Annotated in this window: 7 protein-coding genes and 1 pseudogene; all 8 read right to left on the bottom strand. The window is 59.7% G+C overall.

Annotated features, from left to right (window positions below):
• Nucleotides 1-340: 340 nt before the first annotated feature.
• The gene (locus PanNE5_RS18990) at nucleotides 341-982 is read right to left on the bottom strand and encodes an HAD family hydrolase (RefSeq protein ID WP_172417063.1); all 642 of its coding nucleotides are present in this window, start codon (nucleotides 980-982) and stop codon (nucleotides 341-343) included.
• Between the two features lie 148 nt (nucleotides 983-1,130).
• Nucleotides 1,131-3,821: a hypothetical protein gene (locus PanNE5_RS18985; RefSeq protein ID WP_261938625.1), complete on the bottom strand. Its 2,691-nt coding sequence runs from the start codon at nucleotides 3,819-3,821 to the stop codon at nucleotides 1,131-1,133.
• Nucleotides 3,818-4,834, bottom strand: a complete 1,017-nt coding sequence (locus PanNE5_RS18980) for an ATP-binding protein (protein WP_130025919.1) — start codon at nucleotides 4,832-4,834, stop codon at nucleotides 3,818-3,820. The genes PanNE5_RS18985 and PanNE5_RS18980 overlap by 4 nt, the downstream gene beginning before the upstream one ends.
• A 10-nt stretch (nucleotides 4,835-4,844) precedes the next feature.
• A complete protein-coding gene (locus PanNE5_RS18975) occupies nucleotides 4,845-6,776 on the bottom strand; it encodes a hypothetical protein (RefSeq protein ID WP_261938624.1) in 1,932 nt (643 codons plus the stop codon).
• Nucleotides 6,773-7,420: a hypothetical protein gene (locus tag PanNE5_RS18970; RefSeq protein ID WP_130025921.1), complete on the bottom strand. Its 648-nt coding sequence runs from the start codon at nucleotides 7,418-7,420 to the stop codon at nucleotides 6,773-6,775. Before PanNE5_RS18970 ends, PanNE5_RS18975 begins: the two co-directional genes overlap by 4 nt.
• Nucleotides 7,421-7,822: 402 nt before the next feature.
• A complete protein-coding gene (locus tag PanNE5_RS18965; protein ID WP_261938623.1) occupies nucleotides 7,823-9,802 on the bottom strand; it encodes a site-specific integrase in 1,980 nt (659 codons plus the stop codon).
• 455 nt (nucleotides 9,803-10,257) lie between these two features.
• Nucleotides 10,258-11,950: pseudogene (locus PanNE5_RS18960) on the bottom strand (phage integrase family protein).
• 117 nt (nucleotides 11,951-12,067) lie between these two features.
• Entirely contained in the window at nucleotides 12,068-12,448 is a 381-nt protein-coding gene (locus PanNE5_RS18955) for a hypothetical protein (protein ID WP_410007544.1), read from the bottom strand.
• Nucleotides 12,449-12,636 lie beyond the last annotated feature (188 nt).

Here is a 12,636-nt window from a genome sequence, read left to right as displayed (position 1 = left end):
TGGGATTGAAGGATGTTGCGGAGCGAAAGTGGTAAACCCGCAAGCCCAAAATGCGGATTCTATTCGCATAATGTACATTATGTTAAATTACGAAAATTAGCGAACACAAAGTGGGCTAGCGAAACCCGTTTGTGGACAGCAATAATCAAGGGGCTGGAGTCGGCGGACACAAATTAGGTTAACAAAACCCGTTTTTGGGACACAAATGTGCGACTTCAGCCAATTTGCGGATTCGCAGCAATTTTCTGTCTTGCAAACGGCGACTCGCAGAATCGTGGCAAATTTGTGTCCATCTAGGCAGGTGCTGTTGTTACGTCGATCAATGGTATTTGGAGTTTCCCTACTGTTTCCCTGGCGCGTGGATGGTCCGCAGTAGCAGCTCTAGCGAACCAATGCTGGTGATCCCTTGGTGCCGAGAGGCAGATCGGTCAATGAGAACTGCCCGAATGCCTGCGGAATTGGCACCTGCGTAATCACCGGCGAGCGAATCCCCCACCATTACGGTGTGCTGGACGTCAACCCGAAGCTCGTCGCATGCCCGTTCGAACATTCGAGAATCTGGTTTGAGCCATCCGGATTCAAATGACCAGATGCAGGTCGTGGGCGTGATGGGCAAACAATCGAGCGCCGGTTGTGCGTACGGGCTCGTCAAATTGGACACTAGTCCGATCTTGACGCCCCTTGCTGCAAGGACTCGTAGGGTTTTGTCGGCATCGGGAAATAGCCTGATACTCGCCAGTTCGATCTGCAAGTCCCTTTCGAGTGAGGCCAACATGTCGGCGCCGGCATGGACGTGATTGGCCATATCCTCAAGCGTCATGCGACGCGTCATCACCATTTCAAGCGCTGCGCGCGGATCTGGTGACAGCTTCGCCAACTTCAAGAACGGGTGCTTTCTCCGACCGACGTTACAGAGGGTTCCGTAGACGTCGAAAAGCACGGCGTCGATTGTCGCGGAATGCTCTTGCGGTGCAATTGGCATGATCGGCGTCCGAAGGTCTGCGGGCGAATCACAAAGACCGCGTGACATGTTCATGTGGGCATACCGGCCCATACTTGTTTCGAATCTACCTCCCTCTCCCCTGCCCGCTGCATTTCCGAACCTTACGCCTCGCTCGTCCGTCGCAAGGCTAACGCCACAGGTGTGAAATTCTAGCGAGATCTTTTAGCAGTCTTTCGGCGGGAAGTCTGCCACGAGGTCCCAAGTATGCCAACGTCGAGGATGGAATGCTGTAAGGCTTGCCAAAGAGTGCCCAGTTGTTTCCCCCAGCATCTTCGACCTGTTGCAAAAATGTGTTCGCCAATCGCCGGGCACCTGCATGCAATAGTTGCTCGGCTGTGTGAGCATCCGATACTGCGGTCGCCAATGACGCCGCATCGCGGAACGCCTGCCGTGCGATCTGTTGAATCCCCACGAGACCCGTGCCAAGAAGGGGTTCCGACGTGGGATTGGCAGGCGCTTCTTCAACCGTCCACAAGTCGTCCGACGAAGTTTGGATGGCCATCAGACCGACCCAGTGGCTCAGCATTTCGGCTAATGGCGGCACCACGTAGACGATCTGACGATCGGGCAATCTGCGCCGAACTTTGAGCACAGTTTCATGCGGCTGAATGGAGAGGTCCGCGCCTGATAGTGCTTGAGCTTCGGGCAGGCTTAGCGTCCCGTAAAAGCAAAGCGATATCAGGAGTTCACGTCGCAACCCTTCCGGCGTGCCATCATTCTTAATCGCCTGCCAGAGATAGGCCATTGCAGAGGAACCAATAGGCTCGCTGCGAATTTGCTTTACGCTCCCTGCGATCAGCGGGTTGGCAAGGGCCAGCGGCCCGGTTTGATACGGACGGATTTCGTGACAGTTCGTGGCATACTGAATGCTGCTTAACCATTCGTAGAATAGGCGGACTGTGACCATTGTCGTGCGAATGCTCGATAGCGCGAGTGGGCCACGAAATGGTGCCCATTGTGCATCGGTGCCGTTGCCCATGATCCACAACGCCCGTGGATTGGGCTCCAGCAGGAAGGCCTCAAATGCATCAAAATCACTGCTGTCAAGCGAACTCATGGCCTTGCCACGTTGCACGTAAGCCCAATTTACAATTTTTTCGAGGGCGCGTTTGTAACTCGTGGCGGCTGCGGGATGATCCCGAAATGTATCCAACCACGCGTTGATGGCCTGCAGGTCATTTTGCAACGGTATCGACGGACCTTCCGGCGCGCGGAATGTGCCATCATGACCATCGAGTTCGGGCCCCGGATGCAAAAGCGCTAGGCGTTGCGGGCGATCCAGCTTGGTAGTGGACGCGGTATTTCGTTCCTCCACGCTCGTCGGTGGTGCGCTGATCTCGCGGTCTGTGCATTCAAAGTGCCTCGATAGGCGTGTGGCAACCGTCGGGATCGCGGCGACAAGCCACGATGCTAGATGAATCCATGTGTCATAGCCTTCGCCCGCGCAAACGAAGGTCCAGATCTGGGTCGCCATGCCGGGCGAATCCGATTCATACGCGTAGTTCAAGTGACGCGGCCACGGCGGATTTGCCGAATTGAGTTTCGGGCGAAATTCATTGATCAGCTCCATCCATCGAGGGTTGCGGGGGCCTGGCGAATCCAGTGTTTTGATCTGGCTTTGCCAATGCACGCACACGGCGTAGTCAGCCAGAAAGCTCATTGCACAGTATGCGACCCATGTTTCCATCGTCACGATAACGTCGACCGGCCATGAAGCCATTCGACTGCGCAACGACGTCAGTGGCTTAGGCGCGCGTACGTCACGTGCTCTTTCGAATCGCTGTCGCCACAGAATATAGGCGCTGAGCTCAGGCGGCTCATCAGGAGGCGAGACGAGCATTGCGCCATCTTCATGTTGTTCGAGCCATCGCGTGACGTAGCTCCGATTTGATGCATCGCCACCGAGCCCGAGCGAGTTCCACAGCCAGCGGCGAAAGGCACGAAACAACGACACCATGTGTTTTTCGCGGACGTTGATCTGGCTGAAGGTCAAGGGGCCAGAAGACCGCAAGCTGCCAATGACGGCGATTTGTCTTGAGGGCGCTAGAAGCGATGCGGGCGTCCGTGACCAGCGGATGTGATTGAGCGCGTGAAATACCGATATCCTTCGCTCTCGCTCAACGTCCGAGAATGAACAAGACCAATTGGATTGATTTGGCCACGTGAGGCTTAGCGTGGCGAGCTCCGTTAGCCAGCGTGTCAACGACGCATATTCAGTCTCTGCAACAACAATGTCGGATAATGCGTTTCCCGTTGATGTTGGGCCCCAGGCGGCGCCGTACCAATGACCGCATGACGGGCAACTGAACGGCGCATCAAAAGTTGCATGTGTCAGTGCATATCGTGGCGTGCGAGCGCCACACTGAGGACAGTTTGAGCGTAGCGTATCCCCATGGATCGGGCATTTCTCCAGCGCTTCAATTTGACAGGCTGCATGATGAAACCCGAGGCTCAGGCAGGTCGGGCAAAATCTGAGCGCCTCGTCGCTGGCGAGCCCGCTTGCCCAGCGACCGGGTTCGGACTGTAGCACCCCGTCACGAATTTGCCGGATCAGGGCGCTTTCGGACTTGCGTTGCGTCATCCACTCGCCCCACAGCAATTCGCGGGGATGGCGCCGAGAGTAATCGTTGGGGGCAAGTGGTTTGCCGAATACGCTGGCACACAGTTCCGCGGCGCCCATGGCATTCGCAATCGCAAGCTTCCCCAAGCACGCATAAGCGCTCTCGCCTACGACAAACCACGCTGGCGCCCAGGCCAACCCGTCTCGCAGTGCACCGTGTGCTGCCTGGCCGCCGAGTGGGGTCATCAAGAGATTCATAGACCCGCCGGATCTTGCGAGAGCGTCGCCTCGAAGCCGCTGCGTTGTACCGCCTGGATCCATGCGTCTCTTGATGCCTGGAAATCTCTGCCATCGTCGTCCATGTGGGTGCACAGGAAGTCACGAATGGCCCCTCCGACCCATTTCATGCCGATTTCTGCGTCGTGGCCCGTGCGGTGGTTGCCGAAGGTGGCGAAAGCATCCCAGCATGCCGGTGCCTCACGCTGTATGCGCCAGCCGGCATCGTAGGCGCGCGGTAGGAAGAAGGAGGAGATGCATACCCCGCTGCGCGACGGAAATTCAAAGATGTCAGGATTGTCATAGCACTGCAGCGTTACAAGAAGATCCTGTTCCGAACGGACGCCATGAAATGCATAGGGCGAGAGCAGAAACCTGCCAATTAAGTCGGTTCGTTTCGCTGTGCGCAGCTCGGTTCGCAGCGTGTGGAGCTGGTGGTGACCGAACAGCACCACCACGAGGGAGATGCCCTGGCGCGTCAAGTCGTTGGACAAATCACGCATGTGCGTGAAATCCGCCGTTTTCCAGTTCTGAGCTTCGTCGACAAACAGCAGAATCCGGTCGCTCGCGTTCGTCTGCGCGGCCGCGAGCATCAGCGAAAAAACACGGATCCGGCGTGCGATTGCGGTCCCCGTGTTTGGGCTACCATGGCCCAGATCCAGCAGGAGATCGGTGTATAGGGCGCGCTCGGTGGGATGGTCGTGCTCTTTCGCGCTCACGCGCAACCGAGGAACATTGGCGAAATGCTGTGTGACAGTGGTATCGATCAGGTTGATGGCGAACGTTTTGCCAAACCGTGATTCGGCAACGAAGCATACCCCCGATTCATAATGAATCAAGGCGTCTTCCACAATATCGAATGCCTCCTTGATCGCGGGCGTCGGCGCGATGACTTGGTCCTTGATCAATGGATGCACGTTTAGCTTTTCGTCCCGGAGCTGAAGAAGCTCGGGCAAAGTCATTCGCGTGCCTTGCGGTGGTTTCGTCGTTCTCATGATCTCTCTCCTAGCGCCCTTTCCACACCACTGGTTTGAGTCGATGTGTCAGCGAGCGAATGTGTGGCACTCGCGCAGGTCGCTTTGGCGCTGCTGTCGCGTCGATGGTGACGCCGCTCTCACGTGCCAGATTGGCAAGCTTGGTCGCGTCGCGAGATATCTTGGTTGGACGCTTGCGTGATTGTTCTTCGATACGTGTGGCTAGCGCTCGTGCAACTTCCTGCATGGGATCGTCATCTGGTGCATAGCGGTGCTCGTTGGCCTGAATCGTCCTCCGCATCTCCAGGGTGTGGGCATGTCGCCCCCACCCTGCGTGCAGTATTGTCAATTCGCCAAACGCAAAGCCATTGCTTAGATAGGCGTCGCATTTGCGCGCATCGCGCGGCACATGCACCACAATCCTCTTGCCGATTAAATGCCACGCGCTTTGCAGGTTCTCGTTGCTGTATCGTGCGCCGCCAAATTCGACATAGGGCCGCCGGCCCTGCCGTATCGAGCCACGGACGACGGGCGTGACGATCTCCACACCCAATGCGGGCGAGTTCCACGAGGGTGTAGGCAAGGCCGGCAGCAAGGGGCCATCGAACCCACGGTGAGCGAAGGCACGAAGCACCTCTAGTGGTGACTGTCCTCCGAGTGCCCGATGAGGGGTGGCGTTGTAGTTGGCACACAGTACGTCCGCGAGATAGAGCAGTTGCTGGTACGTGATCCCCAGTCGGCTCGCGGTACGCACCGGATCACGCGCACGCGTGTCGCCCGGATGTGACCCGGTTGTTGACGGCAGGCGATGGAAGCCTCGTGTTTCCAACGTTTTGAACCAGCGCTCAAGCAGCGCGTTGTGTCCCCAATCGGCCAGTCCCCCATACGCGATGATGCAGCCGAGCCGACGACGCAGATGCTCCGCGATAACGTGGCTGTAGTGCTGCACCGCATTGTCCAGGTTCAGCACACAAGGGCTGCACTGGGCCAATTCGGGAATGAGGCCGGACGGAAATCCTGCGTCTTGGGCATATTTGACGCCCAATATAGACGCTTCCATCGGCTGCCACGGGACGTTTGCAGCAACGAAGGCCGCTTCTATCGTTTGGGCGGACGGCTGCGTGGCAATGCCGACAGCGTAGCCCAAGACGCACCTCGAGTAACTGTCCAGATAGGCAATAAGCCATAGGCGCTCGATGGGCACGAACTGGGGGCCTACCGGGCCGGTAATCTCCAGCGTGCCGATGCAATCAATTTTGTGCGCATCACACTGTGCAATGTCAAAGGGTGCCATCGCACAAATCGGTGAGCGACGGGCGGTACCAAAGCGCAGTTTGTAAGCGGCATTGTCGCCAAATCGGGCGTCGACGGCGCTGTGCGGCGAGCACTGGACAAGCTGAGTGACGTAGCGTGCCACGGATCTGCGGCCTTGGCTTTTCGTGTTCAGGGGGTAACTCCGCTGGGAGATGCCAGCGTCGAAACACCAGCCGCAGAGCCGCGTCCACGCTGTTTTTGCCGATACCCTAGCTTCGGCGACCTCCCCAGTAATGCGTCGGCCGAGAATGAGCGCGTCGAGTTTGTCTCGAATCTCAGGGTGCTCAGTCAGAAATTGCGTGAATGCGCCCGCGTGTCCGCTCCTGTCGGCGGGGCCCGGGAGTGATTTGTTTCGGTGATAGCTGCATGTGCGCGCCCCGCAAAGCAGCCCTGCCCAGCCGTACAGACGCCCATCGTCGGCGAGTGTCACGCACCGATTGAGTTGCCGTATCAACACACTGCGAGACACCTGCGCGATCTGTGCGGCGCGAGTGAGGTGGCCGGTTTCCAGATAGAACGCGATGCCGGCAGACAAGCGTTCGAAGCGATCTCGCACAGCATCAGTGAGCTGACTGGAGTCCACGCGTCGCCAGTCTTCGGTGTTGCGCCACTCCCATGGGAGGGTCCGGGCGGTCAGTGGCCTGCTCACGACGGCACTCCCGCGCGCACAAGTTCGGTGCGCAGCGAAAGCGGCTCGTTGCCCAATGCGAGCGCGAGGCATCCGCTTTGAACGAGTCGAAACGCCGCAGCGATGTAAGTGTCACCCCGGCCAACTTCGTCCAACCGTGCGACATCCTTTAGCGAGATGGCATGCCCCGTGTCGAGCAGTGCCCCGACGGCCATGGATTCATGCGTCAATGGTATGCCGCGATACAGTGCAAGCCAGTGAATAATGCGCAACCAGTTGTGAAGATGCGCGCTATCGGCATGTAGGTCGTGCTCACGCAGGCGACAGTGCTGGGCCTCATATGCTTGGGCAAGTCGCGCGCGGGCTTGCTCTTTTGCCGGGTCAGTTGCTTCCCCCAGGCAACGCCACTCCCACGTCCCGTCGTGTCGGCGTACTTCCGCACACCAGGCGATCAATGAGCTGCGTGGGTCAGTCGATAACTGACGCGGCGCCGGCGCGTAGTTCACGGAAACGATGTCCGGCGTCGACTCAGCCAGTACAAAGTGGGCCAATTCCAGCTTTCCACTCAGCGCCCAGTCGCGATCCGATTTTGGACTGTAGACGTAGCAGAGGTTGGCTTTGCGATGCCCGCGCTTGTCGTACGCGTCGGCCAGTGCCGCGCGCATGCGAGTCCCTGGGCGTGCGTTGGCCGTGGGCTTTGAGGTAGTGCTGGACATGGCGGGTCTCCCACGCTCAGTGGCGAGACGCACGTCTCATGAAGGTCGTACCACAGCGCGCCCCAGGTGACGAAAGCAGGATGCACCAATCCAGCCTTGACATGGCCGCCTATGCGACCTATGTTCAAAGCGAGTGCCCCACCGGTCAAGGGGGTGTGCTAGCGGTAATCAACGGGTTCTGTCGCGCCAACGGCAGAGCCCGTTTGTATTTTCATGTTGGCGCTCGTATGCGTCTCCTTTCGGATCGTTGTGATCCGCTTCCTATATCGATAGGTCGTAACTCGCGCAAGGTCAAGTCCGGCGCTCGGTTGTGCGACTCGATTGTGCCATCCAACAAGCCGCGAACGCGGGCTACAGGTGTTCGCCAAACGCCTTGTCCATGTCCTCAGCCCGCTTGCGTCTCTCGGGGTGCAAGTATTGTGAGGTGGTGGCCAGGCTTGCATGCCCCATCTGGTCTTTCACCACGTCGAGCGCAGCACCCCGCGCCACGGCGTGTGTGCCAAAGGTGTGCCGCAACCAATGGGGGGTAGCTTGGCGGATCTGATGGGCTGCCCCTGGATTGACCGTTTCATAAACGCTTGCCGCCTCAGCAAGCGTTTGGCGAAGCATATGGGCGAGTCCATTGGGTGACAGGGGCTGACGTGGATGGCGCTGCGCGTCCTTGCCCAGGCGGCCGATGAGCGGGACATCTGGATCGATGTGGTCTGCCACGTCCCCCATACCACGCTGCGCAAGATAGCGTTGCAGCATTTGCACCAAGGTCGTAGCCAACTCGACCACCCGCGTATTTTCACCTTTGCCCGTGACGACCAGACGCCAGCGCATACCGAGCCCGTCGAGGTTCTCGCATGACAAGTCCCGCACGCGTGCACTGGCAAGCTCAGATAACCGCAGGCCAGTGGCATAGGCAAAGCGCAGCACGAACTGACGGCGTTGGGCTACCGGATCGGCGGGGTCGAGCCGGTCTAGGTAGTCCTTGAGCAATCCCCAGTGGCCCTGGGAGAGGCTACGATCGCGGTTAGCGCCACGATGCAGGTGCCCCGGTTTCGGTTTGGCGATGAGCAGCCACGGGTTGTAACGCAGGTACTGCACCGCCATAAGCCAGTTGGTCATGCGCTGCAGCACCGTCATCGACAGGCGAACGCTCGCCGGCGCGAGTGCGCTTGCGAAGGGGCGCCACGTGGCGCTGTAGCGAGGCAGGTGTCGTGATGCAATCCAGTGTGGCGGGGGCGCGGCGAGAAACTCTCGGTAGGCCGCGCAATCCTGCACGTCAACATCGGACAGCGCCTTACCCTGCTCGAACCAAGCCCAGTTCAAAAAGCGCTCGGCGTGACTGCGATACGAGCGCCACGTATTGCCACCGATCGGGTGCAGCGTGGCGAGCCAGGCCTGCACGGCGCCGAGATCGTGTGCGACCATGAGCCGACAAGTGCTCCCCATCAAGCGATTGTGACCATCCTGTCCGTCCAATCCCGTCGGGACGCTCAGGAACTCAAGGGGCGCTACACCGCCCAGTTGCGGTCGTAACAAACGCTGCACGTCAAGCCCCGCAGCGCGGCGCGGCACCAAGGCGTAGGCAGGTACGCTCTGTCCTAGCGAGCCCTCGTGGGCGTCTAACCATCGCTGCAGGCGACTGGCTGCGACCGGCCCCAAGCGGTGTACGCGGGCGTGCCAGCTCGGTCCATGCGTACGAATAAAAGCAATCAGATCCAGCAGCGAGAGGATGCCGGCGGCCTCCAGTCGCCCGGCAATCGCTCTATGGAACCAGCCGCGCACGTGGTGATGCACTTGTGGCTTGACGGCCAATAACTGCTGCAGGCGGGCCAGCGCTCGCAATTGGCTCGCCCGCAAGCGGTCGTTGCGCGCTTGACGCCGGTCGGTGCGCACCTCCGGGTGCGCTTCTTGAAAGAGCGCCAGCAGCTCCTTTTGACTAAAGCACTCGTAGGGATCGTAGGCTTCGGCAAAGGCTTCCAACGTGGGCACGCAGCTCGCGGATGCCGCATCACCGGACACCAATGATGCGCCGATGAGCACTTGTGGTGCGATGCCGAGGACTCGTGCACCGGTGTAGTCCCGCTCGCGGCGTGCGGCGGTGACCAATTGCTCACGTATCCAGCGCAGCGTCGTTCGAGCCCGGCGCAGATCGAGGCCGGTCTCCAGGTACTGGTCGGCCAAACGCTCGAGCGGCAAGCCTTCCAGATAACCCCGGAAGAACGCGAAGTGTTCGAGGCCGAGGTGCTCGCGGGTGGCCGGAAACGGGACGGCGCGTCCCTCGGTGCTGATGAAGGCGACGTCCGCCACGTCGGATGTGTGGGATTTGGCATGGTGCATGGTCTTGCGCGGATTAGCTGTGTTGCGGGGGCGCTCCCCCAACTCGTGCGTGACTCACGGGGCCATCGCACGACGACGCCCTACCCGGCTAACCAGGGGGTGCCGCGCAGAACGCCGCTAGGGCGTTGATTCGCAAGAGGATAGCGCTCGGACCTTGCGCCGGTGTCAGATTTATTCGACAAAATCCGCACTGATGCTTATGGCACTAATCATCAGCCGGCTTTCAGGCGGGAGCTGGTCACGATATATTGGAATGGGCGTGTGATTTGCGGCCTGCTGCCCTCGTGCGCATCTGCGAGGTCGAGTGCCCCGACTCTCGCCGGGGCACTTGTCACCTTCTCCTTATTGGGGGGCATGCCACGATAAGGGAAAATTCCTATCATAAGCGTTGGGGTTATATGTCTTTCTATCTTCCCAATCAATTCTGCATATAGAGCGATGGCCATGGGGTCAACCTATCGGGCACCAAATGCCGAATTGATCTGTCGGGCCCGTTTCACGTCATCGCCGTGCAAGTAAATGGATGTCGTCGAAATGGACGCATGCCGAAGGTTGTCTCTGACCGTGGTCAATTCCGCTCCACGCATCAGTGCATGCGTCGCGTGCGTATGCCGCATCCAATGTGGACTGGCGCGCCGCAATTTGTCCGCTACGGCCGGGCTGTCAGCCTGGAGAATGTCCGCAGCTCGGGTAAAGAACCGACGCATCACACTCCACAGGCGTGTCGAAGTGATGCCGGCGGCAGGATCTCCACCGAGGTCGCCGATCAATGGCGTCTTGGGTGCCCAGCGTGTCCCCGACGTCGGCAAGCCACGCTCCAACAGATAGCGTTCCAGTGCCGTGCGCGCCAACGGCGGCAGCGCGACTTTTCCGGCGCGAGCGCCTTTGCCGACCAACCCGAGCCACTGATCGCCTTGCACATCGACCTCGATGCCGCCCAGTGTTGCAGTGACCAACTCGCTCGCTCGCAAGCCCGTCGCGTAGGCAAAATCCAGGACGAATCGCAGGCGTTAGGCTGCAGGCGGCTCCCAACCGTATGACCATTCCAACCCGTCAGCGATCGTGCGCACGAGCTGCCATTCGCCCTCGGTAAATGCGTGCGACGCATCGAGCGACGCGGTGCGCGAACTTCCGCGTACCTTGATCCCGGCAAACGGATTGGCCAGCACGTATCGTTGCTGGATCAACCACCGGAACATCGCCCCGAGCACCGACAAGGCATAGGCGCTCGACCGGGCCGACAGGCCACGCGCGAAAGGCCGCCATTCAAACGACGTGCGCGGCCGCGGCGGCCCGACCCAGCGTTCGCGCGGCGTGGGTCGCCGCACGAAGCTGCGATAGGCGATCGCATCCTCGGTGGTGAGCGACGACAGCGGGCGTTCGCGCTCGACAATCGCCCACAGAATCAACCGCTCAGCCTCTTTGCGATAGGCGCGCTGGGTGGCCGCCGACTCGTGAAGTGCCAGCCAGGCTTGCACAGCCTCGTGGTCGTTTGCCGCACTGAGGGTGCAGGTCTTGCGTGGGGCGCGAAAGGTGCCGTGCGAGCCGTCAACCTCATGGGGCAGCAGCAATCGCTCCCACGGCACGACCGTGTTGGGGGCCGTGGCGGCGATCAAGGCGCGGGCGCGCTCCGTGAGTTCCGGGTGCTGCGCGAAGAAGGTTTCGATCAGTCGTGCACTCGCCGGGCCCAGGCCGGATACGACGGCCCACCAGCGACGTCGGCGCGGAATCCGTACGGTCAGATCAGCCAAGGTCTCGATGCCGTAGGCACGAAGTGCCCGCACGGCGCGCGAGGGCAGCCACATGCCGATGTCGTCACTGATCAGCGGTACTGGCATGGGCAACGACCGCAGCAGCTCAATCGCCTGACTGGCCGCCTGCTCACGCCGGATCCGCTCGCCAGCGCTGTGCTCGAACACGGTGGCGAGGTCCTCGCGTTGGCGATGGCGCGCGATGCTGCTCAGCTGGCGTCGAATCCGCCCGAGCACTCCGCGAGGAGTCGCCACCGGCTATTCTGTCATCCAGGTAGCGCTCGACTGCGGCTCGCGCGCTCAGGCCGGCGTACCACGCGCGCAGCGCGGCGAGCGAGGCGTTATCCGGGAATTTGGATACATCGATGGCTGGCGGCGGCATCGCACATGACCTCATGCATTTTCATGAGGACCAGTTTAGGACAGATTTGCGCCTATCGTGATAAGAAGACTTATCCTAATAGCCATCGAATGCCGTCGTCACGCGCACGAGATTCGTATCTTCAGGCTGAATTTATATGAATGCGTATGCGTTGGCGCGGGCATCAAACAGCGCATGATGCTCACCGCCATGCTCTGTCACGTACTGCATGAATCGCTCGGGATTGATTTTCAGATACACGTTCTCGTGCCTCCATCCCTGAGGCAGAGATCCTCGCAAGAGACGAGTGACAAGCTGATAATCGCAGTCAGAATCGTAGCTGAGTACTGGTCGTGGCTTGAGCGGGACAGCACAAAGCCAGGCCATCAACGCTTCCCTCACGTTGCCGGTTGGCATGGAGCGTCCCGAAATCTTTCCGAGTTGTGGCAACACCGTTTCGCGGACGAAACTATTGCAGAGCGACAGCTCAAAATCTGTGCACTCTGCATAGAATTCGTCTCCGTTCTCGCTCACGATCGCGATGCTAATGAGCTGACAGGCGTCGGCCTTGAAATCAGTGAATTCCGTGTCGATAAAGTATCGAGTCCTCCAAGGACTCCGGGGACCTCTGCGTAGAAGGACACCTTGGGGCATTCAAAGCTTCCCGATGATAAGATTTCTTTTGTCAACAAAGTCGATACCTACACGGTGCTACGAGCCGC

Source organism: Pandoraea sp. NE5 (assembly GCF_024363545.1).
GTDB lineage: Bacteria > Pseudomonadota > Gammaproteobacteria > Burkholderiales > Burkholderiaceae > Pandoraea > Pandoraea cepalis.
The sequence above is the reverse complement of the archived record's forward strand: the minus strand, read 5'-3'. Positions and strand labels throughout refer to the sequence as shown.